At 67.6% G+C, this 25,869-nt stretch carries 31 protein-coding genes; 8 read left to right on the top strand and 23 right to left on the bottom strand.

What is annotated here, in order from left to right; all coding sequences use genetic code 11:
- Positions 1 to 19: 19 nt before the first annotated feature.
- Positions 20 to 1,312, bottom strand: a complete 1,293-nt coding sequence (locus A6F68_RS03850; RefSeq protein WP_067676564.1) for an aspartate kinase — start codon at positions 1,310 to 1,312, stop codon at positions 20 to 22.
- A 51-nt stretch (positions 1,313 to 1,363) separates the two neighbouring features.
- Between A6F68_RS03850 and ubiG the strand changes: the two genes are divergently transcribed.
- Complete coding sequence (gene ubiG / locus A6F68_RS03845; RefSeq protein WP_067676561.1) at positions 1,364 to 2,137, top strand: bifunctional 2-polyprenyl-6-hydroxyphenol methylase/3-demethylubiquinol 3-O-methyltransferase UbiG; 774 nt, start codon at positions 1,364 to 1,366, stop codon at positions 2,135 to 2,137.
- Here the strand turns inward: ubiG and A6F68_RS03840 are convergent.
- From A6F68_RS03840 to A6F68_RS03805, 8 genes are read right to left on the bottom strand one after another with little or no spacing between them, the layout of a single operon-like run.
- Entirely contained in the window at positions 2,115 to 3,137 is a 1,023-nt protein-coding gene (locus A6F68_RS03840; protein WP_067676558.1) for a glycerophosphodiester phosphodiesterase family protein, read from the bottom strand. The genes ubiG and A6F68_RS03840 overlap by 23 nt on opposite strands.
- A gap of 32 nt (positions 3,138 to 3,169) precedes the next feature.
- Positions 3,170 to 3,679, bottom strand: coding sequence for an AAA family ATPase (locus A6F68_RS03835; RefSeq protein ID WP_067682012.1), 510 nt, complete (start codon positions 3,677 to 3,679; stop codon positions 3,170 to 3,172).
- Positions 3,676 to 4,242, bottom strand: a complete 567-nt coding sequence (pnuC, locus tag A6F68_RS03830; RefSeq protein WP_067676555.1) for a nicotinamide riboside transporter PnuC — start codon at positions 4,240 to 4,242, stop codon at positions 3,676 to 3,678. The genes A6F68_RS03835 and pnuC overlap by 4 nt, the downstream gene beginning before the upstream one ends.
- Positions 4,239 to 4,586, bottom strand: coding sequence for an arsenate reductase (locus tag A6F68_RS03825; protein WP_067676552.1), 348 nt, complete (start codon positions 4,584 to 4,586; stop codon positions 4,239 to 4,241). The genes pnuC and A6F68_RS03825 overlap by 4 nt, the downstream gene beginning before the upstream one ends.
- Before the next feature lie 13 nt (positions 4,587 to 4,599).
- Positions 4,600 to 4,908, bottom strand: a complete 309-nt coding sequence (locus tag A6F68_RS03820) for an antibiotic biosynthesis monooxygenase family protein (RefSeq protein WP_067676549.1) — start codon at positions 4,906 to 4,908, stop codon at positions 4,600 to 4,602.
- On the bottom strand, positions 4,908 to 5,378 hold the full coding sequence (ruvC, locus tag A6F68_RS03815) for a crossover junction endodeoxyribonuclease RuvC (protein WP_067676546.1): 471 nt from the start codon (positions 5,376 to 5,378) through the stop codon (positions 4,908 to 4,910). The genes A6F68_RS03820 and ruvC overlap by 1 nt, the downstream gene beginning before the upstream one ends.
- 24 nt (positions 5,379 to 5,402) lie before the next feature.
- Entirely contained in the window at positions 5,403 to 5,756 is a 354-nt protein-coding gene (locus tag A6F68_RS03810; protein WP_067676543.1) for a DUF3147 family protein, read from the bottom strand.
- Positions 5,757 to 5,787: 31 nt separating this feature from the next.
- Positions 5,788 to 6,531, bottom strand: coding sequence for a YebC/PmpR family DNA-binding transcriptional regulator (locus A6F68_RS03805; RefSeq protein WP_067676537.1), 744 nt, complete (start codon positions 6,529 to 6,531; stop codon positions 5,788 to 5,790).
- Positions 6,532 to 6,611: 80 nt separating this feature from the next.
- Between A6F68_RS03805 and A6F68_RS03800 the strand changes: the two genes are divergently transcribed.
- Entirely contained in the window at positions 6,612 to 7,322 is a 711-nt protein-coding gene (locus A6F68_RS03800) for a CPBP family glutamic-type intramembrane protease (protein WP_198152663.1), read from the top strand.
- Positions 7,323 to 7,363: 41 nt separating this feature from the next.
- Here the strand turns inward: A6F68_RS03800 and A6F68_RS03795 are convergent, their stop codons facing one another.
- A complete protein-coding gene (locus tag A6F68_RS03795) occupies positions 7,364 to 7,600 on the bottom strand; it encodes a DUF2312 domain-containing protein (protein ID WP_067676531.1) in 237 nt (78 codons plus the stop codon).
- A gap of 95 nt (positions 7,601 to 7,695) precedes the next feature.
- Complete coding sequence (locus A6F68_RS03790) at positions 7,696 to 8,007, bottom strand: DUF1244 domain-containing protein (protein ID WP_067676528.1); 312 nt, start codon at positions 8,005 to 8,007, stop codon at positions 7,696 to 7,698.
- A 51-nt stretch (positions 8,008 to 8,058) separates the two neighbouring features.
- Between A6F68_RS03790 and pyk the strand changes: the two genes are divergently transcribed.
- Positions 8,059 to 9,513, top strand: a complete 1,455-nt coding sequence (gene pyk, locus A6F68_RS03785) for a pyruvate kinase (RefSeq protein ID WP_067676525.1) — start codon at positions 8,059 to 8,061, stop codon at positions 9,511 to 9,513.
- A 38-nt stretch (positions 9,514 to 9,551) separates the two neighbouring features.
- Entirely contained in the window at positions 9,552 to 10,436 is an 885-nt protein-coding gene (locus A6F68_RS03780) for an SMP-30/gluconolactonase/LRE family protein (RefSeq protein WP_067676522.1), read from the top strand.
- On the opposite strand, the gene A6F68_RS03775 is transcribed toward A6F68_RS03780, so the two are convergent.
- The 3 genes from A6F68_RS03775 to A6F68_RS03765 all read right to left on the bottom strand — a co-directional run bounded on the left by A6F68_RS03775 (position 10,433) and on the right by A6F68_RS03765 (position 13,719).
- On the bottom strand, positions 10,433 to 11,368 hold the full coding sequence (locus tag A6F68_RS03775) for a Gfo/Idh/MocA family protein (RefSeq protein ID WP_084001590.1): 936 nt from the start codon (positions 11,366 to 11,368) through the stop codon (positions 10,433 to 10,435). The genes A6F68_RS03780 and A6F68_RS03775 overlap by 4 nt on opposite strands.
- A 4-nt stretch (positions 11,369 to 11,372) precedes the next feature.
- Positions 11,373 to 13,031 carry a sodium/sugar symporter gene (locus tag A6F68_RS03770; protein WP_067676519.1) on the bottom strand — a complete coding sequence of 553 codons (1,659 nt, stop codon included), beginning with the start codon at positions 13,029 to 13,031 and terminating at the stop codon, positions 11,373 to 11,375.
- 61 nt (positions 13,032 to 13,092) lie between these two features.
- Positions 13,093 to 13,719 carry a 2-dehydro-3-deoxy-6-phosphogalactonate aldolase gene (locus A6F68_RS03765; RefSeq protein WP_074428268.1) on the bottom strand — a complete coding sequence of 209 codons (627 nt, stop codon included), beginning with the start codon at positions 13,717 to 13,719 and terminating at the stop codon, positions 13,093 to 13,095.
- A gap of 129 nt (positions 13,720 to 13,848) precedes the next feature.
- On the opposite strand from A6F68_RS03765, the gene A6F68_RS03760 reads away from it, so the two are divergent.
- The gene (locus tag A6F68_RS03760) at positions 13,849 to 14,811 is read left to right on the top strand and encodes a 2-dehydro-3-deoxygalactonokinase (RefSeq protein WP_067676516.1); all 963 of its coding nucleotides are present in this window, start codon (positions 13,849 to 13,851) and stop codon (positions 14,809 to 14,811) included.
- On the opposite strand, the gene A6F68_RS03755 is transcribed toward A6F68_RS03760, so the two are convergent.
- The 4 genes from A6F68_RS03755 to metX are packed head-to-tail and all read right to left on the bottom strand — an operon-like array spanning position 14,755 to position 18,631.
- Positions 14,755 to 15,546, bottom strand: a complete 792-nt coding sequence (locus A6F68_RS03755) for a FadR/GntR family transcriptional regulator (protein ID WP_067676513.1) — start codon at positions 15,544 to 15,546, stop codon at positions 14,755 to 14,757. The genes A6F68_RS03760 and A6F68_RS03755 overlap by 57 nt on opposite strands.
- Before the next feature lie 54 nt (positions 15,547 to 15,600).
- Complete coding sequence (gltX, locus tag A6F68_RS03750) at positions 15,601 to 16,956, bottom strand: glutamate--tRNA ligase (RefSeq protein WP_067676510.1); 1,356 nt, start codon at positions 16,954 to 16,956, stop codon at positions 15,601 to 15,603.
- Entirely contained in the window at positions 16,953 to 17,537 is a 585-nt protein-coding gene (gene metW / locus A6F68_RS15310; protein WP_067676507.1) for a methionine biosynthesis protein MetW, read from the bottom strand. The genes gltX and metW overlap by 4 nt, the downstream gene beginning before the upstream one ends.
- Complete coding sequence (metX, locus tag A6F68_RS15305) at positions 17,534 to 18,631, bottom strand: homoserine O-acetyltransferase MetX (RefSeq protein ID WP_067676505.1); 1,098 nt, start codon at positions 18,629 to 18,631, stop codon at positions 17,534 to 17,536. The genes metW and metX overlap by 4 nt, the downstream gene beginning before the upstream one ends.
- A gap of 121 nt (positions 18,632 to 18,752) precedes the next feature.
- Between metX and A6F68_RS03735 the strand changes: the two genes are divergently transcribed.
- Together A6F68_RS03735 and A6F68_RS03730 are read left to right on the top strand one after the other, a co-directional pair.
- Positions 18,753 to 19,853, top strand: a complete 1,101-nt coding sequence (locus A6F68_RS03735) for a pyridoxal phosphate-dependent aminotransferase (protein WP_067676502.1) — start codon at positions 18,753 to 18,755, stop codon at positions 19,851 to 19,853.
- A complete protein-coding gene (locus tag A6F68_RS03730; protein ID WP_067676499.1) occupies positions 19,850 to 20,755 on the top strand; it encodes a prephenate/arogenate dehydrogenase family protein in 906 nt (301 codons plus the stop codon). The genes A6F68_RS03735 and A6F68_RS03730 overlap by 4 nt, the downstream gene beginning before the upstream one ends.
- Here the strand turns inward: A6F68_RS03730 and A6F68_RS03725 are convergent.
- The 4 genes from A6F68_RS03725 to ftsE are packed head-to-tail and all read right to left on the bottom strand — an operon-like array spanning position 20,744 to position 23,668.
- A complete protein-coding gene (locus tag A6F68_RS03725) occupies positions 20,744 to 21,460 on the bottom strand; it encodes a lysophospholipid acyltransferase family protein (RefSeq protein ID WP_074428331.1) in 717 nt (238 codons plus the stop codon). The two genes, A6F68_RS03730 and A6F68_RS03725, sit on opposite strands and share 12 nt — an antisense overlap.
- A gap of 5 nt (positions 21,461 to 21,465) precedes the next feature.
- On the bottom strand, positions 21,466 to 21,996 hold the full coding sequence (locus A6F68_RS03720) for a YdcF family protein (protein ID WP_067676494.1): 531 nt from the start codon (positions 21,994 to 21,996) through the stop codon (positions 21,466 to 21,468).
- Positions 21,993 to 22,928, bottom strand: coding sequence for a cell division protein FtsX (locus tag A6F68_RS03715; RefSeq protein ID WP_067676491.1), 936 nt, complete (start codon positions 22,926 to 22,928; stop codon positions 21,993 to 21,995). Before A6F68_RS03715 ends, A6F68_RS03720 begins: the two co-directional genes overlap by 4 nt.
- Complete coding sequence (gene ftsE, locus A6F68_RS03710) at positions 22,925 to 23,668, bottom strand: cell division ATP-binding protein FtsE (protein ID WP_067676488.1); 744 nt, start codon at positions 23,666 to 23,668, stop codon at positions 22,925 to 22,927. Before ftsE ends, A6F68_RS03715 begins: the two co-directional genes overlap by 4 nt.
- Positions 23,669 to 23,821: 153 nt before the next feature.
- On the opposite strand from ftsE, the gene A6F68_RS03705 reads away from it, so the two are divergent.
- A complete protein-coding gene (locus A6F68_RS03705; RefSeq protein ID WP_067676486.1) occupies positions 23,822 to 24,658 on the top strand; it encodes a zinc-ribbon domain-containing protein in 837 nt (278 codons plus the stop codon).
- Between the two features lie 4 nt (positions 24,659 to 24,662).
- On the opposite strand, the gene ald is transcribed toward A6F68_RS03705, so the two are convergent.
- Positions 24,663 to 25,778, bottom strand: a complete 1,116-nt coding sequence (gene ald, locus A6F68_RS03700) for an alanine dehydrogenase (protein WP_067676484.1) — start codon at positions 25,776 to 25,778, stop codon at positions 24,663 to 24,665.
- Positions 25,779 to 25,869: the final 91 nt, after the last annotated feature.

Genomic DNA, 25,869 nt, shown 5'->3' with positions numbered 1-25,869 from the left:
TGTGCGGGGTCGCGGACGCTCAGGCCGCTTCGTCGCCTACGTTGTCCGGCGCATCGAGGCCGTAGGCGGTGTGGAGCACGCGCACCGCGAGCTCGGTCTCGTCCTCGTCGATGAGCACGCTGACCTTGATCTCCGACGTCGAGATCGCCTGAATGTTGATGCCGCGCTCGGCGAGCGCTTTGAACATCGTGCTGGCGACGCCGGCGTGGCTCTTCATGCCGACGCCGACGACGCTGATCTTGGCGATCTTGCTGTCGGTGATGATGCGGTTGTAGCCGATCTCTCCGCGCCGGTCCTCGAGCAGCGCCTGCGCCCGCGCGAGGTCGGCCTGCGGGACGGTGAAGGTCACGTCGGTCTCGCCCTTGTCGCGGCCGACGTTCTGGATGATCATGTCGACGTTGATCGAGGCGGCGGCAAGCGGCTCGAAGATGTGCGCCACGGCGCCCGGCTTGTCGGGCACGCGGGTCAGGATGATCTTCGCCTCGTTCTTGTCGTGCGCGATGCCGGTGACCAATTGGCGTTCCATTTCGCCTCTCTCCAATAGCTCTTCCATCTCCTCTTCGGAGACGATCATCGTGCCGGGCAACTCGTCGGCGGGGACCGCATCGTCGCCGATGAAGCTCGACAGGACCTGCACCCGCACGCCCGCCTTCATGGCGAGGCCGACCGAGCGGGTCTGCAGCACCTTGGCGCCGACCGAGGCCAGCTCAAGCATTTCCTCGTAGGTCACCGCCTTCAGCTTGTGCGCCTTGGCGACGATCCGCGGGTCGGTGGTGTAGACCCCGTCGACGTCGGTGTAGATGTCGCAGCGGTCCGCCCCGATTGCCGCGGCCACGGCGACCGCCGAGGTGTCCGAGCCGCCCCGCCCCAGCGTCGTCACGCGATTGTCCTCGGACAGGCCCTGGAAGCCCGGGATCACCGCGATCTCGCCGGCCGCCATGCTCGCCAGCAGTTCATCCGAATCGATCGAGGAGATGCGCGCCTTCGCGTGCGCTTCCATCGTGTGGACGGGCAGCTGCCAGCCGAGCCACGACCTTGCCTTGCAGCCGAGCGCCTGGAGGGTGAGCGCGAGGAGCCCGCTGGTCACCTGCTCGCCGCTGGCGACGACCACGTCGTATTCGGCCGGGTCGTAGAGCGGGTTCGCCTCGCGGCAGAAGTTGACCAGCCGATCGGTCTCGCCCGCCATCGCGGAGACGACCACGGCGACCTCGTTGCCGCCCGCGGCCTGCTTGCGCACGATGTTCGCCACGCGCCGGATGCGCTCGGTGCCGGCCATCGATGTGCCGCCGAATTTCATCACGATCCGGGCCAAGCTGCCAAGCTCCTGCTGGATGACTATCGCTCGCGCTGTTAGGGGCGAGGCATGAGCGATGCAACCACGCCCGCCGATACCAAAACTTCTGGCGGCCAAACGATCCGCCCCGTTACCATACGGCCCGGCGAGGCGGCGCACTTCGGCAAGCTGGCGGCGGAGTGGTGGGATCCGAAGGGTTCGTCGGCGATGCTCCACCGGCTGAACCCGGTGCGCCTGGGCTTCATTCGCGACGCGGTGGACGCGCACTGGGGCACGAACGGCAGCGTACGGCCGCTCGCGGGCAAGGCCGCGCTCGACGTCGGTTGCGGCGCGGGGCTGCTGTGCGAGCCGCTCGCCCGCCTCGGCGCGCAGGTCACGGGGATCGACGCGGCACCCGAGAACGTGGCCGCGGCCGCGGCGCACGCCGAGGGTGCGGGCATCGACGTGCGCTACATGGCGGGGGAAGTCGGCGCGCTCGACATCGGGACCTTCGACCTCGTCACCAGCATGGAGGTGATCGAGCACGTCGCCGACAAGCCCGCGTTCGTCACCGACCTCGCCGCGCGCCTCTCACCCGGCGGGCTGATGGTGCTCTCCACCCCCAACCGCACCGCGCAGTCGCGCCTGCTGCTGGTCGGCGCCGCGGAAGCGGTGGGGCTGGTGCCGAGGGGCACGCATCATTGGGACGATTTCGTCACCCCCGACGAACTCGCGAGCCTGCTTGCCGCGGCAGGGCTTACGATGGGAGAACCCCGGGGCATCGCCTTCTCGCCGACGAAGGGCCTGCACCTCTCCGCCGACTTGGCGCTGAACTACATCGTCACCGCGACGCGGAGCGCCTGAGCGCGGTCGCCAGCGCGGGGTCGTCGGTGAAGATCGCTTCGACTCCGGCTGCCGCCAGCAGGGTCCAAGCAGCGGCGTAGTTGCCCGTCGCGGCTTCGTCGGTGCCGTTGCGCAACGCCGGTGGCAGGTAGGCGTTTTCCTTGCGCAAAGTCCACGCGTGCACCGGGAGGCCCGCCGCCTTCGCCGTGGCGACGAGCGCGGTCGGCTTGCCGTCGACCCCGACCACGAGCGACGCGCTCGCCCCGATCGCGTCGGCGTATTCCTTGACCCGCGCGAGACCGCTCAGGGACAGCATCTCGGCATAGGAGACCGCCGGTTCGTCCGCCGGGCCGCCTTCGGCAGCGACAAGCTGGACAAGCCGCAGGTCGGTCAACCGGTCGAGCCGCTGCAACGGCGCGACCTCGAAACACTGGACGAAAAGCGGGATGGCCTTCCCATCGAGCCCCTCCTTCTTCAGCGCGGAGACAAACAGGTCGACGCTGTCGATGCCCTGCTGGAGCAGGAAGGTCGGGTGTTTGAGCTCGGGATATAGGCCCACGGTCCGTCCGCTTTCGGCCGATTTGGCGCGCACCAGCGACACGATCTCGGCGAAAGTCGGCACCTGGTACAGTCCGTCGTAGCGTGCGTTCGCGCGGCGCAAGCCGGGTAGCCGCTCCTTCGCGCGCAAAGTGCGCAATTCGGCGAGGGTGAAGTCCTCGGCAAACCATCCCGTAATCAACTGGCCGTCGATCTCGGCAGTCTTGCGGCGAGCAGCGAACTCCTCGCGACTCGCGACGTCGGTGGTGTCGGACAGCTCGTTCTCGTGCCGCGCGACAAGGACGAGGTCCTTGGTCACCACCAGGTCGGGCTCGATGAAATCGGCGCCTGCGTCGATCGCACGCTCGTAGGCGGCGAGCGTGTGCTCGGGCCGCTCTCCGCTTGCGCCGCGGTGGGCGATGACGAGCTGCGCCTGCGCGGGGACGGCAGCGAGGAGAGCGGCGAGGATGATCAGCGTTCGCATGGGAGCGCCTCTTGCCCCGGCAAAGCTGAACCTCATCCGAGCGCGCCGGCGATCGCGGCGCGGGCTTCAGCCTCCCGCTCGTCCCAGGTGCCCTCGATCACCTGAAACCGGACGCCGCTGCGGACCAGCAGGTCTTCGGCCAGCGCAGCGAAATCCGCGCGCGCTTCAGGCAAACCGAAGAACCGCGTGCCGTCAAACTCCCACGGCACGTCGGGCGCGAACAGAAGGTAGAGGTCGGCCTTGTCATAGGCGAGCAACTCAGGCGGTATCTTCCCGAACAGCATCTGGGCCCAGGCGGCGGTCATCAGCGGATCGGTGTCGAGCAGGACGAGCGGCGGCGCGGATTCGCAAGCCGCCTGCATCAGCCGGTCCTGCTCGCGGGCGATGTCCTTGAGATCCTCGAGCGTGAAGTCCGTGCCCTTGGTTTCCGCGTGGATGCGCCCGTATTCGGGCACCAGGGTACAGTTCCACTCTTCTGCCAGAACTTGGGCAAGCGAGGTCTTGCCGGTACTCTCGGCGCCGTGAAAGCAAACGCGGATCATGCCGTCTCCATGCGTGTCGAACGGGTCCATTCGCGCAGTCCGACAACCGACAGCACGAGGAAGGCGAAGTATAGCGCCGCGAGCAGGTTGAGCCCGCGATCGAGGTAAAGCGCGATCGAGACGACGTCGATGACGATCCACAGCACCCAGTTCTCGATCCGGCGCAGGCCGAGGAGGATCTGCGCGACGACGCTCATCCCCGCGACCGCGCTGTCGGCCATCGGCAGCGCCGCGTCGGTCCAGCGCGCCAGGGCAAGGCCGAGCAGCACGCTGAAAATTGCCGCCCCGGCTGCCCACCCGATCCGCGAAGGCCAGTCGAGCCAGCGCACCGGTACCGTGTCCCCCCGGCCCTTCGCGCGGCTCCACATCCACCAGCCCCAGGCGTTCACGACGAAGAAGAAGACCTGCAATCCTGCCTCGGCATAGAGCCGGGCGCCGAACAGGACCACGCCGATGCAGCTCACCATCGCCATCGCGACGGGGAAGTTCCACACCGACCGGCGGATCAGCAGGACGATGTTGATGAGGCCGAGGACCGTCCCGGCGATTTCCAGCGGGCTCACGCTAGGGCGGCTTCCCATTCGGCGGCGTCGAACCCGACCAGCAATCCGCCCGGGTGGTCGAGCACGGGCCGCCTGATGCAGGAAGGCTGCGCGACCATCAGCCGGATCGCGCGTTCCTGGTCGAGGTTTTCCTTCTGCGCCGCCTCGAGCTTGCGGAACGTGGTGCCCTGGCGGTTGAGCACGCGCTCCCAGCCGACCGCGTGGACCCAGCTCCGGACGAGGTCCGGATCGGCGCCTTCCTTCTTGTAGTCGTGGAAGGTGTAGGCGTGGCCCTGCGTATCGAGCCAGCCGCGCGCCTTCTTCACCGTGTCGCAGTTGGGGATGCCATAGAAGTGGATGGTCATGTCCCGATCTCCGCTATTTCGGTCCGTCGAAGCGGTGCACGCGCGGGTCGGCGCAAGCCAGCAGCGTGTACTCCGCGTAGTATTCCTGCCGCCCCTTGTGCTGGACCGCGCGGTGTTCGGCAAGCCGCCCCCAGGCCCGGGCGGATGCTTCGTCCTCCCATTCGCTGATCGCCACGACTTCGCCGTCGTCGGCGGTGAACGACTTGAAGCTGAGGTAGCCGGGCTGCGTGGCGGCCTGGGTTTCCATCGCTTCCGCGTCGGCGGCATAGGTGGCGGCGTCGATATCGGCGCGCTTGCGGTTGCGGAAGACGACTAGGAACATCAGCGCTCTCCCAGATGCGCGTCTGCGATCGCGACGGCGAGTGCATCGGCGGCGTCAGCCCCGGCCACCGCCACACCGGGCAGCAGCACCTTGAGCATTGCCTGGACCTGCGCCTTTTCCGCGCCGCCGGTGCCGACCACGGCCTTCTTGACCAGCCGGGCGGCGTGTTCACGCACCGGCACGCCGGCGCGCCCGCACGCGGCGAGCACCGCACCGCGCGCCTGCGCCAGCTTCAGGGTCGATTGCGGGTTCTTGTTGGCGAAAACCTCCTCCACCGCCACCCGGTCGGGCGCATGGGTGGCAAGAATCGCCGCGATGGCATCGTGCAGGTGATGCAGCCGCTCGGGCATCGCGGCCTTGGTATCGGTCGGCACCTGCCCGTTGGCGAGGTGGGTCGTGCGCGATCCCTCGACCCGGATGACTCCCCACCCGGTGCACGAGAGCGATGGGTCGAGGCCCAGAATGATCATGGGCGCATGATCACGGGCGCATCGTCACAGCCTGAGCCCGAATCGCGGGCCGACCTGCATCATGGCGAGGTAAAGCACCACGGTCAGCGCGCAGCCGAGCGCCAGGGCGAGATAGAAGTTCATGCCCGAGCGAAGCATCACCGGGATCGCGAGGAACATCGGCAGGCTCGGCAGCACGTACCAGAAGGTCGCCGCCGAATGGATCGCCATGTTCTCGGCATCGGGTTTCGCCTGCCACAGGAACACCATGCCGAGCACCGAGACCAGCGGTAGCGACGCGACGATCGCCGCGGTCGCGGGAAGTCGCCGGCCGATCTCCGAAATGGCGGCGATCATTGCCCCGGCAAGAAGCGCCTTGGCGATGACCGCCCAACTCATCAGCCCACCGCCACGTTTATCGTGGCGGCCATCAGGAAAGCTTTTCCATGATCTCGTCGCTGACTTCGTAGTTGCCCCAGACGGTCTGGACGTCATCGTCGTCGTCGAGCGTGTCGACGAGCTTGAGGAGGGTAGCGGCATTGCTCTCGTCGAGCGCCACGGTGATGTTGGGCTTCCACGCCAGCTTGACCGATTCTGCCTCCCCGAGCGTCTTCTCGAGCGCACCGGCGACCTCGTGCAGCGCTTCCATATCGGTCCAGATAGTGTGGCCGTCCTCGCCGCTCTCGACATCGTCCGCGCCCGCCTCGATCGCGGCTTCAAGGACCTTGTCCTCGTCGCCAGCGCCGGGGCCGTATTCGATCAGTCCCTTTCGCTCGAACCCGTGGCTCACCGCGCCGCTCGCGCCGAGGTTACCGCCGTTCTTGCTGAACGCGGTGCGCACGTTGGTCGCGGTGCGGTTGCGATTATCGGTCAGCGCCTCGACGATGAGGGCCACGCCGCCGGGGCCGTAGCCCTCGTAGCGGATTTCCTCGTAGTCCTCGCCGCCGGCCGCCGCGGCCTTGTCGATCGCGCGCTGGATGTTGTCCTTGGGCATCGACTGCGCCTTGGCGTTGTTGATCGCCAGCCGCAGTCGCGGGTTCATGTCGGGATCGGGCGCGCCCATCTTGGCGGCGACGGTGATCTCGCGGCTGAGCTTGGAGAACATCGCCGAGCGCTTCTTGTCCTGCGCGCCCTTGCGGTGCATAATATTTTTGAATTTGGAATGGCCTGCCATGGGTCCGTTCTTGGATGACGATTTCGGAACGGGGGCGCATTAGCCGCATGAGCGGGCAACCGACAAGAGGCCGGTGGGCTTTGCCCGCCCCGGCAAGCTGGCGCGCATGGTCCGCCTTCCTTCGCAGCCCGGCATTGCCGGACCGCGCGGACCCTGGTCTTGCGAGGGGACTCAAGGCGCTGCTGCCGCTGTTCGCGCTCGACCTCGCGATCATGGCGGTGCTGCTCGGCTCGATCGGACTGGCGCTCCAGCTAGGCTTCGAAATGCCCGAGCACCTGCTCGGCGAGATCGACCTGACCCCCGGCATGATCGGCTTCATCGTGATCGGCGCCCCGATCGGAGAGGAAATCCTTTTCCGCGGCTGGCTGTCCGGGCGGCCCGGGCACCTGATCGCGACCCCGCTGACCATCGTCGCCCTGCTCACGTTCCTCGGCGCAGGAGCTGCGTTCAACGCGGGCAGTGGATCGGCCCTGCCGCTTCTCGGCGCAGGGGCGCTGGCCGCGATGCTGGCGATTCTGGCGCTGGCGGTATTCCGCAAGCGCCCCGCGGTCGCATGGTTCCAGCGCCGCTTCGGCTGGTTCTTCTGGGGCAGCGCGATCGCTTTCGCGGCGATCCACCTGAGCAACTTTGCCGCTGGCGGCGCCGCACTGCTCCCGATGATCCTTCCGCAATTCGCACTTGCGCTGCTGCTCGGTTACCTGCGGGTCAAACACGGGCTGTGGAGCAGCGTCCTGCTGCACATGCTCCACAACTCACTGTTCATTTCGCTGGTGCTCGCGGGAGCCGGCTGATCAGCCGAGCCCGGGTGCCGCCTTACCAGCGGTCGCAGGCGTCAGCCGAGACCGAGTGCCGCCTTGTAGGTGTCGAGCACCATTTCCATCTCGGCGCGGTCGTCGGGCTTCATCTTCCTCAGGCGGACGATCTGGCGCATGATCTTGGCGTCGTAGCCGACCGCCTTGGCCTCTGCGTACACGTCGCGAATGTCGTCCGCGATGCCCTTCTTCTCTTCCTCGAGGCGTTCGATGCGCTCGATCAGCAGGCGCAGGCGGTCGTCGGTGGCGTCGGCCATTTTCTTGTCAAAGCTCCGGTGAAACAGAATCGGTTGGCGGTCCGATAGCCAGCCGACCGAGGCCTTTGAAGCCCGGTCCGGCAGTGCGTGGAAAACTATTCCGCCGCGTTGCGCTTCAGGCTCGCGTCCATCCGGTCGATCTGCTCCTGCGTGGCAGGCGACTGGTGCTTCGATTTCCATTCGTCGGCGGGCATTCCGTGGATCACTTCGCGCGCTTCGGCCTTGTCGCCCGGATAGCCGGCGTCGCGAATCCAGTCGGCAAGGCAGTTGCGGCAGAACCCCGCGAGCCCCATCAGGTCGATGTTCTGGGCATCGCTCCGATGCCGCAGGTGGCGGACGAGGCGGCGGAATGCCGCCGCGGCCTGCTCGTCGGGCAGCGAGTCGAGCAGATCGGAATTCGTATCCATCGGTCCTAACTTATCTTGTGTTGCGCACGCGCCTTGCCATAGGCGGCGAGGATGCAGAAGCTCGAACCGCGCAGCCGCAAGGTCAAGGTCCTCGCCACGATCGGCCCCGCGAGCCGATCCCCCGAAATGCTCGCGAAGCTTCTCAAGGCCGGCGCCGACTCGTTTCGTGTCAATATGAGCCACGGCGCGCACGAGGATCACGCGGCGACGATCAAGGCGATCCGCGAGCTCGAGAAATCGAGCGGGCGGCCGATCGCGATCCTCGCCGACCTCCAAGGGCCCAAGCTGCGCGTCGGGTGCTTCAAGGACGGGCAGGCGGTGATCCGCCACTCGGGCCATTTCACGCTCGACCGCAATCCCGCGCCGGGCGACGAGACCCGCGTCGAGCTGCCCCACCCTGAATTGTTCGCGGTGCTCCAGAAAGGCCAGCGGCTGCTGATCAACGACGGCAAGATCCGCCTGAAGGTGATCAAGGCCGAAGCCGACAGCATCCTGTGCTCGGTCGAGGTCGGCGGGGTCATCTCCGACCGCAAGGGAGTGAACGTGCCCGATGCCGAGGTGCCGATTCCGGCGCTGACGGAGAAGGATCGCAAGGACCTGGCCTTCGCGGTCGGACAGGGCGTCGACTGGATCGGCCTGTCCTTCGTCCAGCGCCCGGAAGACCTTGCCGAAGCGCGCAAACTCATGGGCGGCTATGGCGCCCTCTGCGCCAAGATCGAGAAGCCGAGCGCGGTGCGGCGGCTTCCCGAACTGCTCGAACTGGCCGACGGGATTATGGTCGCGCGCGGCGACCTGGGGGTCGAGCTCGAACCATGGGAAGTGCCGCCTCTTCAGAAGAAGATCGTCAATGCCGCACGCGGTGCCGGCAAGCCGGTGATCGTCGCGACGCAGATGCTCGAATCGATGATCGAGAGCCCCAGTCCGACCCGGGCCGAAGTCTCCGACGTCGCCAACGCAGTCTACGACGGCGCCGACGCGGTCATGCTGAGCGCGGAAACCGCGGCCGGCGAATGGCCCGAGGAAGCGGTCACGATCATGGACCGGATCGCCACCCAGGTCGAACGCGACGATGCCTACCTCGAGCGCGTGCGCCTGCTCGACACGCCGCCCGACCGGACCACCGCCGACGCGCTGAGCCATGCCTGCATGACGATCGCCGATACCGTCGCGGTCAGCGGAATCATCGTGTTCACAGGGTCGGGCAGCACCGCCCGCCGCGTTGCGCGCGAACGTCCGAGCGTGCCGATGCTGGTCCTTACCCCTTCGGTGAAGACAGCGCGTCGCGTCGGCTTGCTGTGGGGCGCGCACGCGGTTGCGACCAAGGACATCGGGTCCTTCGAAGAGATGATCGCCAAGGGCAAGCGCATGGCGCTGCGCCACGGCTTCGGCGTAGCGGGCAGCAAGCTGATCGCGCTTGCGGGCGTGCCCTTCGGGACCCCCGGCAGTACCAACCTGCTGCACGTCGTCACCCTGACCGGCGACGAACTGTCGCGGCACAAAGACTGACCGCTTGCCCGCCACGCGCGTGGCGCTAGGGTCGGCCCATGTCTGAGCATACCGTAGAGCCGATCGCGGTCGCCAATTGCCTTGGCGAAGGCGTGGTGTGGGACGACCGGGCGCAGGAATTCATCTGGACCGACATCCACGCCCGCCTGCTCTACCGGCTGGAGTGGAAGGAGCACGCGCTCCACCAGCACGCATTGCCGCACCGGCTCGGATCGCTTGCACTGACCGAAGAGGCAGGGGTGATCGTCGGCGCATTCTCGCAAGGCTTCGCCCGGTACGAAATCGCCAGCGGTGCGCTCGAATGGCTCGCGCAGCCCGAGGCGGTCCCCGGCGTGCGGTTCAACGACGGGCGGGTCGATCGCGAGGGCCGATTCGTCGCTGGCACCATGGTCGAGGACGCCGCAGCCGCGGGTGGGTCGCACCTGGGCACGCTGTGGCGGCTCGAACGCGACAGGTCGCTGACGCCGCTGGTCGAGAACATCGCCATCACCAACGCGCTGTGCTGGTCCCCCGACGGTGCGACCATGTACCACACCGACACCACGACCGGCACGCTCAACGCCTATCGCTATGGTGAACGAGCGGAGTTCCATCGGGTCGTACGGCAGTTTACCGCAGAGGAAGGGTGGCCCGACGGGGCCTGTGTCGATGCCGCGGGCAACATCTGGGTCGCGCTGTGGGGTGGAAGCCGGGTGATCTGCCTCGACCCCGCGACCGGCCGCGAGACGCAGAATGTAGCCCTGCCCGCACTGCAACCGACCTGTCCGGCATTCGGCGGGCCCGATCTCGATGTCCTTGCGATCACCAGCGCCTGGTCGGACCTGGCGAGAAGCCCCGAGGAAGCAGACCCCCACGCCGGCGACATGTTCCTTGCGCATCCCGGCGCACGCGGATTGCCCGAGATGCGCGTATCGTTGGGCTAGGGCTGGTAGTCCTCGACGGTCGTACGCTCGGCAAGCATGAAGGCATCGGCGACGAAGCGCAGCGGCGCGAGGTCGACCGCGCTGGTTCCGGCCCGAACGGCCGCGACGAAATCGGCATAGATGCCCCGGTATTCGGCGTTGCCGTGGTCGGCGCGGGTCTCGCCGTCGATCAAGAGCCTGCGGCCGCCCGAGAACAGTTCGAGCGTCCCCTCGTCGCATTCGACCGCGATGTCCCATTGCTCGCTGTCGCCGCCGCGAAAATCGAGCACCGCCTTGCCATCGAAGCCGTCCACCGGGGCGGCGATGTCGAGTTCGGCGGCGATCGGCATGGGATAATTGCCCGGCACCTCGAACCGCGCCGCGGCGACGTGGACGGGAAAGGGCATGATCTTCGTCATCACCGAGAAGCCGTTGATGCCGGGATCGAACACCCCGAATCCGCCGGCCTGCCAGATCCACTCCTGCCCCGGGTGCCACTTGCGCGCGCTTTCGATCCACGCGAGGCGAAACCTACGGATGGTCTTGTCGGCAAGCCATGCCTTCGCCGCGTCGACCGCGGCATTGTGCTGCGAGTGCCAGCTGGTGGCCAGGACGAGACCGCGCGCCTCGGCCAGTTCCTCGATCTCGCGGCACTGGCTCAGCGTGGCGAACGGGGGCTTCTCGAGCAGGGTCGCATAGCCAAGCTCGAGACTGCGCCGCGCCGTGGCGAAGCGCGCGGCGGGCGTGTTGCAGTGGGACGTCGCGTCGACAGCTATGCCCGAGGCGGCCATTGCGTCCAGGCTGGCGAATTGCGGGATTCCCTCCGGCGCCGCGCCGTGTTCGGAGCAGACGGCGACCAGTTCGATCCCCTCGGTCGCCGCGATCGCGGCGACGTGCTGGTCGCGCGCTATTTTGCCGAAGCCGACCAGGGCGATGCGGATGGGGCCGGTCACTTGATCACCACCAGGTCGCGTAAAGCGCAACGAGGATCAGGACGACGAGCAACGCCGCCACGTTGAAGCCCTTCGTGGTCGCATAGCTGATCCCGTCGGTCGTGATGCGGTCGCGTCCGGCGCTTGCCGGGAACACGATCGAGAGCACCACCGCAAGGGCAAGCGAGGCGAGGAAGACGATGCCCATGCGGTCCATGAAGGGAAGTTCGGGCAGAAGGACCTTGAACAGGTAGCTTAGCACCACCGAAGCCACCGCAGCCCCGATCGCGCCTGCTTCGCTGGCCTTCTTCCAGAACAGGCCGAGGAGGAAGATGACCGTGATGCCCGGTGTGAAGAAGCCCGAGAATTCCTGGATGAACTGGAACGCCTGGTCCGAATTGCCCAGCAGCGGGCGCGCCGTGAGCAGGGCGAGCAGGGTCGCCACCGCGGCGGTGATGCGCCCGACGAGCACGAGGTGCCGTTCGTTGGCGGCCAGCCCGCCGGTGGGCGGAGCTTGCGGCGCACCCACAGAAGCCGCCCCCGGTGCATTGCCTTCGCCCGCCACGCCTTCCTCGGCAACGCTGCCGATGCCGCGGTACTTGGCGTAGAGGTCCAGCGTGAAGATCGTCGCGATCGAGTTGATCTTGGACGCGGTCGAAGCGACCACCGCCGCCATCAGCGCCGCGAACACGAGGCCCAGGATACCGGCCGGGAGCAGGCCCATCATCGTCGGATAGGCCTGGTCCGGCTTGGCGAGCCCAGGCGCGAGGACGACCGCTGCGATCCCCGGCAGGACCACGATCACCGGCATCAGCAGCTTGAGGAAGGCCGCGAAGACCACGCCCTTCTGCGCTTCTGCCAGGCTCTTCGCCGCAAGGGCGCGCTGGATGATATACTGGTTGAACCCCCAGTAGCTGAGGTTGGCGATCCACATGCCGCCGATCAGCACCGAAAGGCCCGGCAGGTCCTTGTAGAACGGGTTGTCGGGGCTGAGGATCATGTCGAAGTGGCCCGGCAGCTCGGTCGTCAGGCGGCTGAACCCGCCGATGAAGCCGGCCTCTCCGCCGATTTCGCTCAGGGTGATGAAGCTGATGAGAAGCCCGCCCAGCACCAGCAGCGTCACCTGCACGATGTCGGTCAGCGCGACCGCCTTGAGGCCGCCGTAGACCTGGTAGAGCAGCGCGAAACCGCCCAGCGCCCAAAGCGCGACGTCTTGATCGACGCCCGCGACCGTGGTCACCGCGATCGAGCCGAGCCAGACGATCGAGGTCAGGTTCACGAAGACGTAGAGCGCGAGCCAGAATACCGCCATGATCGTGCGGATCGTCGTGCCGTACCGCTGTTCGAGGAACTGCGGCATCGTGTAGATGTGGTTCTTGAGGAAGATCGGCAGGAAGTACTTGCCGACGATCAGCAGGGTGAGCGCCGCCATCCATTCGTAGGAGGCGATCGCAAGCCCGATCGCGTATCCAGAGCCGGACATGCCGACGATCTGCTCGGCAGAGATGTTGGCCGCGATCAGCGACGCGCCGATTGCCCACCACGGCAGGTTCTTGGACGCCAGGAAATAGTCCGAGCTGTCCTTCGCCTTCCCGCCTTTTTCCCGGCTTACGTACTGCGCCAGGCCGAAGATGAAGATCGCGTAGATCACGATGACCGTGACGTCGAGCGTCGTAAGATTCATCCGTCCGAACTCCCCCGAGTGCGCGCCGGTCGTTGCCGTACGCGCTTTGTGAATATGCTGGCTAGTCGATTGCCCTCACGGCAGCCGCCAGCCTTCTCGCCTTGGCCCCGACCATGTCGGGCGAATCGCCAGGTGCGTAAATGTCCGTGCCGATTCCGAAACCCGCCAGGCCGGCCCCTTCCCAGTCCGCGAGGTTCGCGGCGCCGACGCCGCCGACCGCCAGCACGCGGGCGTCCCAGGGCAGCACGGCCTTCATCGCCTTGAGATAGGCTGGACCGAGCGTGCCCGCTGGAAACAGCTTGAGCCACCGCGCGCCTGCCGCATAGGCGGCGAACGCTTCGGTCGGCGTCACGAAACCGGGCATCGGCTCGATCCCGCTGGAGAGGCAGGCGGCGATGACGGCTGCGTCCGTGTTGGGTGCGACAGCGATTCGGCCGCCTGCATCGGCAAGTCGGCGCACATCGTCGGCCGAAAGCACCGTTCCCGCACCGATGATCGCCTGGTCGCCGAATCGCGAGGCGAGCTTGTCGATGCTGGCGAAAGGATCGGGGGAATTGAGAGGCACTTCGATCGCGCCAATCCCTGCGCCCAGGATCGCCTCGGCCACACCCTCGGCCTCATCCGGACGCACGCCGCGGATAATCGCGACGACAGGCATGCTCTCAAGGGTTTGCTGCAGGTCGGGCATGACGCTCCAAGGGCTATACAAACTTATTTATATGCTTTATTTGGGAATGGCAATGGCGATTGTCGCGTGCCTTTCGATACAGGGCCCGGGTCGATTGTCGCAAAGGCGCTTGGGGGCGGGACCAGGGTGATGGCATTCGAATTGAGTGAGACTTCGCTCGGGGTGACAGAGGGCGGGATGCCCGAAAGCCTGCAGGGAGCGCGGTTCGTCGCCGGCGACTGGGGCACGACCGCCGCGCGGTTCTGGTTGTGCGACGAAGAGGGCAATGCGCTGGATGCGCGCGAGGGGGCCGGGGTGGCCACGCTCGGCGGCGGGCAGGAGGCCTGCGCCGCCGCATTCGACCGCGTCACCGATGGCTGGCCGACGGTTCCGGCGATGCTGTGCGGCATGATCGGCGGCAATATCGGCTGGCGCGAGGCAGGGTACGTCGGTGCGCCGCTGCCGGTCTCCGATCTGGGGCGCGGCGCGGTCCGGTTCGAACACGCGGGTCGGACCGTTTCGATCCTTCCGGGCATGCGCTGCGTCAATCCCTACGGTGAACGCGACGTGATGCGGGGTGAGGAGACCCAGATCGCGGGAGGCTGCGCGATCGAGGGAATGCGGGACGGACTGTTCGCCCTCCCCGGTACGCACAACAAGTGGATCCGCGTCGAGGATGGGCGCCTCGCGTCCTTCCACACGGCGATCAGCGGCGAGCTCTTTGCGGCGCTCTCGAAGAATTCCGTCCTCGTCGCGCCGGACAGCGCACCGCCGCATCCGGGCAAGGCGTTCGACGAAGGCGTCCGCCTTTCGCTGCGCCACGGCGCCAACAACCTACTCGGGCTCCTGTTCGCGAGCAGGGTCAGGCAGGTCGAAAAGACGCTGGCGCGAGAGGATGGCGCGAGCTTTCTCAGCGGGCTGATCGTAGGTGCGGATGTCGCCGGCGCCCTGCCGCAGTTCTCCGATGACGCACCGGTCAATCTGATCTGTTCCGACGCACTCGCAGCGAGCTACGGCCGCGCGCTGGAGCTAGCCGGCCGCGCATCGCGCGCGCTGTCAGGGGGCGACTGCGCGCGTCGCGGCCTGGCCCTTGCGTTTGCCCGGGTGAGCTGATCCGCTCGCCTGGCCCTGCCGCATCAATTCCAGGGCATCGGTCAGCAGTTTGAGGGCGTGCGCACTCGCCGCCTCCGCGTCCCGCGCCGCGATCGCGAGAAAGACATCCTCGTGGACACCCAGCTTCTCGCTTTCGTCACGCACGATCGAATCGGTGTAGCGGATCGAGAAGTGCAGCGCGGTTTCGACGAGCGGCTTCAGCCGCGCGAAGAACAGGTTGTGCGTGGCATCGAGGATCGCGAGGTGGAAGCTGATATCCGCCGCGAGAGGGTCGTCGCGCCCCTTGTCCGCATCGACCATGCGGCGATAGCCTTCGCCGATCCGGGCGATATCGCGCTCGCTCGCCGCGATGCAGGCGAGTGCGGCGGCCTGTGGCTCGATGCCGATGCGGATCTGGGTGAACTGGATCAGCAGGTCGAGCGAGAAGCGACCGGCCAGGGTCCACCGCAGCACATCGGGATCGAACACGTTCCATTCCGACTGCGGCGTAACCGTGGTCCCGCGGCGCGGTTTGGCAGTAACCAGCCCCTTGGCGTTGAGCACCTTGACCGCTTCGCGCAGGACGCTGCGGCTTGCACCGTGCTTCGCGACAAGATCGGCCTCGACCGGCAGGCGATCGCCCGGCTCGAGCTTGCCGGTTACGATCGATTCGCCGATCTCGTCCGCAATCCGCTGGGTCAGCCGGCCGAGCGACTGCTCGCCAGGCGTGGACATGAAGCGGGATTTCGAGGCCATCGCGCGCTTATGCGAAGCGCGCAAGGCGAAGGCAAGCCGGCCCTGTCGGCTGGATCAATCGCCCCTCGCCGCACGCTCGAGCCGGGCACGCGCCTCGTTCTCTCCGATCAGCGGAAGCAGCGCATGCATGTCGGGGCCGTGATCGAGACCGGTGAGTGCGCGGCGCAGCGGCAGGAACAGCGCCTTGCCCTTGCGGCCGGTCGCTTCCTTGAGCACGCCGGTCAGCCCGGTCCACGGGTCGTCGGACCAGGTGAGGTGCGCGGCAGCCTCGGCGACGAAGGCGCGGTCCTCCGGCTCGAGGACAGGCGCGGCGATCGGTCCGGTCACGATCCGCCACCAATCCGCCGCATCGGCGACCTTTTCCAGGTTCGGCCTGATCGCCAGCCATGCGCGATCGTCCATGCCATCGGGCAAGCGGGGAGCAACGGACGCATACGGGAGCTGATGCACGATCGCATGGTTGAGCCGCTCGAGCTCGGTCTCGTCGAACCGAGCCGGTGCGCGGCCGAAGGTGGCGAGGTCGAAGCTTTCGATCAGCCTCCCCCGGTCGGCGATCGGCTCGACCGGCAGACTCGTGCCGAGGCGCGCGAGCAGTGCCACGAGCGCCTCGGGCTCGATCCCGCTGTCGCGCAGCGCGCTCGCGGACAGTGAGCCGAGGCGCTTCGAAAGCTTGCCTTCGCGCCCGACCAGCAGCGCCTCGTGCGCGAACCGGGGCAGCGAATTTGCTGCACCGAAACCTGCAGCAAAAAGCGCGGTAAACATCTGGATTTGCACGGCAGTATTGCTGACGTGGTCTTCGCCGCGGAGCACGTCGGTCACGCCCATTTCGGCGTCGTCGATCGCGCTCGGCAGCATGTAGAGCCACGAACCGTCGGCGCGGCGGATGACCGGGTCGGACAGTTGCGCGGGGTCGAAATGCTGCGGCCCGCGCACGCCGTCGAGCCACTCGATCGGCGCATCGTGGTTGAGCCGGAAGCGCCAGTGCGGTGCCGTGCCTTCGCCCGCAAACCGGGCATGGTCCGCATCGGTCAGCGCGAGCCCCGCCCGGTCGTAGATCGGCGGCAGGCCGCGCCCGAGCAGCACCTTGCGCTTGAGGTCGAGTTCCTGCGCGGTCTCGTAGCAACGATAGACGCGGCCGGCTTCGCGTAGCTTCTCGAAGGCATCCTCGTAGATCGCGAGCCGTTCCGACTGCCTTTCCTCGCCGTCGGGCGCCAGCCCCAGCCACTCGAGGTCGGCGCGGATGGCATCCACGTATTCCTCGCGGCTGCGCTCGGCATCGGTGTCGTCGATCCGCAGCAGGAACCGCCCGCCGTGCTTGCACGCGAGCAACCACGCGTGGAGCGCAGTACGTATGTTGCCCACATGGAGCAGCCCGGTGGGCGAGGGGGCGAAGCGGGTGACTATGGTCATCGGGAAAGCTCGAATACCGCGTGTTCGGCACGCAGGTTGGCCGCGGCCGGACCGATGGCGCGGTTTCCGGAGAAAAACCACGCGCGCTCGCACTTCACGCCCATCGCGGCGATCAGGTCGCGGAAATCGGCCACCGTGACGTGGTGGATGTTCTGCGTTTCATACCAGCTCACCGGCAGGTGCCGGGTGACCGGCATCCGCCCCCCCAGCGCCAGTGCGGCGCGCATCCGCCAGTGGGCGAAGTTGGGGAACGAGACGAACGCCTGCCGCCCGACGCGCAGCAGTTCGTCGAGCATCCGGTCGGGCCGTGCGGCGGTCTGGAGGGTCTGCGACAGGATCGCATAGTCGAACGCCTTGTCGGGATAATCGGCCAAGTCGCGGTCGGCATCGCCTTGCACCACGCTGAGGCCCCGCGCGACGCACCGCTCGACGAGTTCGGGATCGATCTCCATCCCGCGCGCATCGCATCCTTTGGCCACCAGCGCTGCCATCAGCGCGCCGTCGCCGCAGCCGATGTCGAGAGCGCGCGTCGATGGACGCACGTGGTCGGCGATCACCGCGAGGTCGGGCCGCAGGCTCACCCGACGAAACCCTTCATCACCCGGTCGAGCGCGGAGACGTCGAGCAGGAAGCTGTCGTGTCCGTGCGGTGCGGAAAGCTCGACGAAACTCACCGCTGCGCCCGCCGCGTTGAGCGCGTGGACTATGTGGCGGCTTTCGGCGGTCGGATAGAGCCAATCGCTGTCGAAGCTGACGAGGCAGAACCGCGCCGTGCTCGCCGCGAAAGCTTCCGCGAGCTTGCCGCCGTGTTCTTCTGCAAGGTCGAAATAGTCCATCGCGCGGGTGATATAGAGGTAGCTGTTGGCGTCGAACCGCTGGGTAAAGCCGCTGCCCTGATACCGCAGGTAGCTTTCCACCTGAAAATCCGCATCGAAGCCGAACGTCTTGGCGTCCCGGTCCTGGAGGTTCCTGCCGAATTTTTCGGTGAGGCCGGATTCGCTGAGGTATGTGATGTGGGCGGCCATTCGCGCCACGCTCAGCCCCTTGTCGGGTGCGCGGCCCGAACCATAGTAATTGCCGCCCTGCCAGTCGGGGTCCGCCATCACCGCCTGCCGCCCCACCTCGTGGAACGCGATGTTCTGCGCGGAATGGCGCGCGGTCGTCGCAATCGCGAGCACGCGATCGCACCGGCCTGGGAAGTTGGCCGCAAGGCTCAGCGCCTGCATTCCGCCCATCGACCCTCCGACGACAGCATGCAGACGCTCGATCCCGAGGCCATCGAGCAAGGCGACTTGCGCGCGGACCATGTCCCGAATGGTGATGACCGGGAAGCGCATGGCATAGGGCTGGCCGTCTCCCGCGATGCTCGCCGGTCCGGTCGAGCCCATGCACCCGCCGATCACGTTGGCGCAAATGACGTGGAAGCGATCCGTGTCGATCGGTTTGCCCGGCCCCACCGTCCGCTCCCACCATCCTGGCTTGCCGGTGACCGGATGATCGCTCGCAACATACTGGTCGCCGGTCAGCGCGTGGCAGATGAGGATTGCATTGCCCTTGTCTGCCGCCAGCTCGCCATAGGTCTCGAAGGCGATGGAGGCGCCCTCGAGCACCTGTCCGCCATCGAGCTGTAGCGGCGCAGGGAGCGTGTAGGTCCGGGATGGAAGCGCGGGGGCCATGGCGGCGCGGCTTGGCGGCATCGACCGCGTGCTGTCAACAAGTCTCGCCAAAGCAGCAAACGCCCCGTGCGAAGGAGGATTTTGTTCGCAAGCCCGGTGCCAGCGGCTATGCGCCCCCTCGATGGCCAGTCGTCCCACCCTGAAGCCTTGGATCGAGGGCATTCACGCCTACGTTCCCGGCAAGTCCGCCGGCGCGGACGGCAAGCCGCTCGTCAAGCTGTCGGCCAACGAGAATCCGCTCGGCACCTCGTCTGCCGCGCTGGCCGCCCGTGCAGAGGCGGCGGGACCGAGCGCCTATCCCGATCCCGACAGCACGGCGCTGCGCAGGGCGATCGGCGCTAAGTTCGGGATCGACCCCGCGCTGATCGTTTGCGGCACCGGCTCGGACGAACTGCTCCAGATCGCCGCCAATGCCTTCGCCGGGCCCGGCGACGAGGTGCTTTTCCCGCGCTACAGCTTCATCGTCTACGATATCGCCGCGCGGCGCTGCGGGGCGACGCCGGTCGAGGCACCGGATGCCGATTACGGCTGCGACGTCGACGCACTCCTGTCCGCCGTCACGCCGTCCACCCGCGTGGTCTATCTCGCCAACCCCAACAATCCCACGGGCAGCTATTTGGATGCCGCCGAAGTCGCGCGGCTGCACGCGGGTTTGCCCGATGACGTGTTGTTCGTGCTCGACCAGGCTTATGCCGAGTACCTCGCGCCGGGAGAGGACGACGGCGGGCTCGCACTGTCCGCCACCCGCGCCAATGTCCTGGTTACGCGGACGTTCTCGAAGATCCACGGGCTTGCCGGAGAGCGGATCGGCTGGGCGACGGGCGCGCCGCACCTGGTCGATGCGCTGAACCGGATCCGCGGGCCCTTCAATGTCACCGTCTCCGGGCAGGCGGCTGCCGTCGCGGCGCTGGAGGACGACGCTTTCGTCGAACGCAGCCGGACCGAGAACGCAACCAACCGCGCGCGGCTGGTCGAAGCCCTGTCGGGGCTGAGCAACCACGGGATCCGCCCGCTGCCGAGCGAGGGCAACTTCGTCCTCGTACTGTTCGAAGGTGCGCTGACCGCCAAGGCGGCACTCGATGCGCTGGCCCAGGCAGGATACGCGGTGCGTCACCTGCCGGGGCAGGGACTTGGCCACGGCCTGCGGATCACCATCGGCACAGCCGCACAGGTGGACGCGGTAGCTTCGGCGATCCGCGGGGCTGCGGAGCGCGCCGGATGAGCTTTTCGCGGGTAGCGGTGATCGGGCTGGGGCTGCTCGGCGGTTCGGTCGGCCTGGCCATCGCCGAGAGTCTGCCGGACTGTGCCACGACCGGATACGATGCCGATCCCGACGTGCGCCGCCGGGCTGCCGAGCGGGGCCTTGTCGGCACGGTCTGCGCCACTGCCGCCGAAGCGGTCGCCGGGGCCGACCTGATCGTCTTCTGCGTGCCCGTAGGCGCGATGGCAGCCGCTGCCGTCGAGATCGCCGATGCGCTCCCCGCCGATGCGATCGTCAGCGATGTTGGCTCTTCCAAGGCTGCGGTCGGCGAAGCGCTGCGCGGCGCGCTGCCTGGCGCAACCGTGATCCCGGCGCATCCCGTCGCGGGTACCGAACGAAGCGGGCCCGACGCCGGCTTCGCGCACCTGTTCCGCCATCGCTGGTGCATCCTCACCCCGCCGGCCGACGCCGACCCCGAAGCGGTCGCGAAGCTGTCCGAATTCTGGCGTGCGCTCGGCGCGAACGTCGAGATCATGGACGCCGCGCACCACGACCTCGTGCTCGCCGTGACGAGCCATATCCCCCACCTGATCGCCTACACGATCGTCGGAACCGCATCCGATCTCGAGGAAGTGACCCGCGGCGAAGTGATCAAGTACTCGGCGGGCGGCTTTCGCGATTTCACCCGGATCGCCGCGAGCGACCCGGTGATGTGGCGCGACGTGTTCCTGACCAATCGCGACGCGGTGCTCGAAATGCTCGGGCGCTTCACCGAAGACCTGACCGCGCTCCAGCGGGCGATCCGGCGCGGTGACGGCGAGGCGCTGTTCGACCTTTTCGCCCGGACCCGCGAGATCCGCCGGTCGATCGTCGAGCAGGGCCAGGACGACGCCAGGCCCGACTTCGGTCGCTCAGACCACTGAGTTGCTGCCGCCTGCGGATGCAGGCGAATTGAGCGCGTTCATCGCCGCGTGAACGCGCGCCTCGGCTTCGTCGCGCGGGAGGCCGGGCGGGATCGGCTCGCCGAAGCGATAGGTGATGGTTCCCTTGCGCTTCCACGGTCGGTGGTAGAGCGGGCCGCTGTCCACCGCGACGGGGATAACCGGGAGCCCGAGCATCTTGTAAAGCCCGGCAAAGCCCGACTGCAGTTGCGGCCGCGTGCCGTGCGGCACCCGCGTCCCTTCCGGGAAGATAGCCAGCGGCCTCCCGGCTTCCGAGTGCATCTTCGCAGCGGCGATCATCGCGCGCAGCGCCCTCGCCCCCTGGTCCCGCGCCACCGGCACGATGCCGAACGCACGAGCCGAAGCGCCCCACAGCGGAATGCGGAAAAGCTCCTCCTTGGCGAAGACGGCAGGCTCATCGAGCAGCGCGGGCAGGTCGATCGCTTCGAAGAAGCTCTCGTGCTTGATCGCATAGAGTACCGGACCCGGCGGAGGCCGCTCGCCTTCCTCGCGGATGGTCATGCCGAGGATCCCGGTCACGCACCGCCGCTGGAAGCGTGCCCAGCCCCGCACGACGCGGCGGAATGCCGCTCGATCGAACGGCAGCACGGCCAGCGAAGCGCTCGTGTACGCGAGCGAGCCCAGGTAGAACACGATGTAAAAGACGATGCTGCGCACGACGGCCATCACCGTCACTCCGGAAGGAACTGCGCCAGCGTCGAGGCGAGCAGCTTGTTGTATTCGAGGAACAGCACGCCGAGCCGCGGGCGCGAGGGCACCGCGTCGCGCAGGATCGTCACGTTATCGGGCAAGGTGCGCGCCAGCTCGCGCGCCGCCCGCCGCATGTGCCAGTCGGTGGTGACAAGGCGCAGCGACTTGTAGTTCCGCTTCTCCACCCATGCGGCGGTCTCGGAGGCATTGGTCCGGGTGTCCACCGCCGCGAAGCCAAGGGTGATGCAGCAGCGCATAGTCGCGGCCGACACCCGGTATTCCTCCGCGAACTCCCTCGGCTTGACCTCGCGGTCGACTCCCGTGACGAGCATCTCACGCGCATCGCGGTCGCGCAGCACGGCCAGCCCGCGATCGATACGGCCTGGTCCGCCGGTGGGGACCACCACCGCGTCGGTCTTCCCGCCCGCGACCGGCTGCGGCAAGGCGGCGGCGAACCACAGGAATCCCAGCAGGTAGAGCAGGAGGACGAAAGCACCTACGCGCGCGATCATAACATCTTCCTCAGCGCGCCGAGCACGGTCAGCCGCGCGGTAAGCATCGCAATGGCCACTCCGGCAAGCGGGATCGCGGCGATCAGGAACCAGTCGACCGGGCCCAGCCCCCCGCCCGCGACCATACCCGAACCCAGCGCGGCGAACTGCCCGCCGAGCACGAATATCGCGCCCATGCCGAGCGCCAGGCCGACCGCCCCGCCTGCGGCTGCGTCGAAGGCGATCGAGCGCTGGAAAATCCGCGCGATTTGGGCATCGGTACCGCCGAGCAGGTGAACGATCTCGATGGTGCCACGGTTGCTGCCAAGCGCGCTGCGCGCGGCCAGCAACACCGCCGCCGCGCTCGTCAATGCCAACAGGACCACGAGCGCTATCGCCAGGTATTGGAGCGACCGGATGGCTGAAAAGACGGGCCTGAGCCAGGTCGACTGCGCATCGACCCGTGCTGCGGGAGCGACCCCCGAAAGCGCGGTGCGCAGCTTGGCAAGCCGCGCCCCGTCTGCCGGGCCGTGCAGTTCGACGTCGATCAAGGCAGGCACCGGAACCGCCACGGTACCGTCGGCCTCGGACCCCAGCCAGGGCTCAAGCAGCGAGTCGAGTTCCCCTTCGGGCACAAGGCGGATGCTCGCGACTTCCGGCAGCGCGGCCAGCGCGGTTTCAGCCGCCCGCGCTTGGCGATCGCGCTCGGCTTTCAGCGGCTCGACGACCTGCACGGTCGCCGCACCCGAAAGCTCGCCGCGCGCGCTCTGGGCGAGGTTGCTCAGCGCCAGGCCGCCGGCTGCGGCCACGGTGGTCAACGCGACCATGATCGCGATGACCCACGGCATTGGCCCGGCGAGCCGTGCCTGCGGGACCAGTTGCGCCGCGCGGCTGCCGCCGAACGGAACCAGGCTGCGCGCGACGGCGCGGGCGAGAACGGGAGGGCGCTTCACGCGAAATCCTCCTCGCTCAACCGGCGGGCCTCGCGGCGGGGCGGGAAGCGCAGCGCGCCGGTCGGGTCCGACAACCGCCCCTTGTCGAGCCGCATGATGAGCGAATCCGGTACCTTGCGCAGCAAATGGACGTCGTGGGTCGCCACGACCACGGTTGTGCCCAGCCGGTTGAGCGCCTCGAACAGCCGCAGCAGCTTCAATGCCATGTCGGGATCGACGTTGCCGGTCGGCTCGTCGGCGACCAGCATGTCGGGCCGCCCGATCACGGCGCGCGCGATCGCCACGCGCTGTTGCTCGCCGCCGGAAAGCGTCGCGGGACGCGCATCGATGCGGTGGGCGAGGCCGACCCATTCGAGCATGTCGGTCACCGGCTGGCGCAGTTCGCTCTCGCGCACGCCCGATACCCGAAGCGGCAGCGCGACGTTGTCGAAGGCCGAAAGGTGCGAAACCAGCCGGAAGTCCTGGAACACGACCCCCAGCCGCCGGCGGAACAGCGGCAGGCGCTCGCGCGGGAGCGTGATGACGTCGGTGCCGAACATCCGGATCGCGCCGCGCGAAGGCCGCTGGGCGAGGTACAGTAGCTTGAGCATCGAGGTCTTGCCCGCGCCACTCGCGCCGGTGAGGAAATAGAAGCCGCCCGGGTGCAGCGTGAAAGAAACGTCGCTCAGGATCTCGCGGTCCGCCCCGTAGCGCAGACCCACGTTGTCGAACGTCACCACTTCGCCCCCCTCGCCGGTCATGGCATGGCGCTCGGGTAACGGGTCAGGCGGGAGGCTAACGGCATCGGCGCGCGGGCTATAGCCGTGCTTCCATGTGGAAAAAAGCCATGAGCCGCGCGACTTGTCGGTTGCGACTCTTGTGCGGCATCGCGGCATAGGCCAGATTCGCCCGCGATGATCATCGCCTGCCCCGCCTGCGCGACGCGCTACGTCGTGCCGGACAGCGCCATCGGCGCGGAAGGCAGGACCGTGCGCTGCGCGAAATGCCGCCACAGCTGGTTCCAGGACGGACCGGCGCTTGCTCCGCCCGAACCGGCCGAAGCCCCGGTGTCGCCCCCCGCGCCGCGGTCAGCCGCCGAGCCCATGCAAGAGGCAGTGCCTGCACCGTCGGCGTCCGACGATCCCGCGCCGCGCGTGGAATCCGATGCGCAAGAGCCCGAAGAGAATTTTGCCGCTCCGCCGGTGTACGACGAGCCGCCGCCGCCGACGGTCGTCGAGACCGCACCCGCACCGCAGGTGAGCGAGCCCGAGGTTTACGGCGAAGAAGTCTCCCAGTTCGACTACGAGCCGCCGTTCCGCCCGCGACGCAACATGATGAAGGTCTGGACCATCGCGGCCGGCGCCTTCGCGGTGCTGGCGCTGGGTACCGTCGGGGCGGTCAGCTACTGGGGTCTGCCCGACTGGGTGCCGATCAGCCGTCCGACTTTCGCGCTCGAGCAGCCCGACCTGGTGATGGACTTCCCGAAGGCGCAGCAGGAGCGCCGCACCCTGCCGAACGGGACCGAATATTTCGGCGCCAGCGGCACGGTGAAGAACGTGGGCCGCGAAACGCGCAAGGTCCCCTCGATCCTGATCGTCCTCAGCGATGCGCGCGACCGGATCGTCTATTCCTGGGAGATCGCCTCGCCCAAGCCGGCACTCGCCCCCGGCGAGACGGTGACGATCAACGAAGCCGTCACCGACATCCCCAAGTCCGCGCGCTACGTCGCGATCGGCTGGAAGCCCGACTGACCTTTCAGTTCACCGCCTCGGCGACCGGCAGGTAATCGTAGCCCAGCTCGTCGGCGACCGCCTTGTAGGTCACCTTCCCGGCGTGGACGTTGAGCCCTTCCGCGAGATGGGCGTTGGCCTTGAGCGCGGCCTTCCAGCCCAAGTTCGCCATCCGCAGAGCATGCGGCAGGGTGACGTTATTGAGCGCATAGGTGCTCGTGCGCGCGACCGCGCCGGGCATGTTGGCGACGCAGTAATGCACCACCTCGTCCACCACGTAGGTCGGCTCGGCATGGGTCGTCGGCCGGCTGGTCTCGAAGCAGCCGCCCTGGTCGATTGCGACATCGACCAGCACCGCGCCCGGCTTCATGCACTTGAGCATGTCGCGCGTGACGAGCTTGGGCGCCGCCGCGCCGGGGATCAGGACCGCGCCGATCACAAGCTCCGCCTCGCAGATCATCTGCTCGATGTTGGCCTGGTTGGAGAACCGCGTCTTGGCCCTGCTTTCGAAATGCACGCCGAGGCGCTCAAGAACTTCGGGATCGCGATCGAGGATGGTCACGTCGGCACCCAGGCCGACGGCCATCTGCGCGGCATTGAAGCCCACCACGCCGCCGCCGATGACCATGACCCGGCCCGGAAGCACGCCCGGAACGCCGCCGAGCAGCACCCCGCGCCCGCCGTTGGCCTTTTCGAGCGCGGTTGCGCCGGCCTGAATGCTCATCCGCCCGGCGACCTGGCTCATCGGCTTGAGGAGCGGCAGCGAACCGCCGGGACCGGTCACCGTCTCATAGGCGATCGCGGTTACGCCCGACTTGACGAGGTCGGCGGTCTGCTCGGGATCGGGAGCGAGGTGGAGGTACGTATAGAGGACCTGCCCCTCGCGCAGCATCGCGCGCTCGACCGCCTGCGGCTCCTTGACCTTCACGATCATCTCGCAGCCGTCGAATACCGTCTTCGCGTCGGGCTGGATCGTCGCGCCGCACGCCCGGTAATCTGCGTCGGTCGACCCGATGCCGAGACCCGCGCCGGTTTCGACCCAGACCTCGTGCCCGTTGGCGGTCAATTCGCGGACGCTCTCGGGGGTCAGCCCGACGCGATATTCGTGATTCTTGATTTCCTTGGGGCAGCCGATGCGCATTAGGGCTCTCCTTCGGCGGCGCAGTTACAGTTGCAACCATTTGCGGGCAAGCGCGAACGCTTGCGAGAGGCATGAACGCCGGCTGTGGAAA

The organism is Tsuneonella dongtanensis (assembly GCF_001698205.1).
GTDB lineage: Bacteria > Pseudomonadota > Alphaproteobacteria > Sphingomonadales > Sphingomonadaceae > Tsuneonella > Tsuneonella dongtanensis.
The sequence above is the reverse complement of the archived record's forward strand: the minus strand, read 5'-3'. Positions and strand labels throughout refer to the sequence as shown.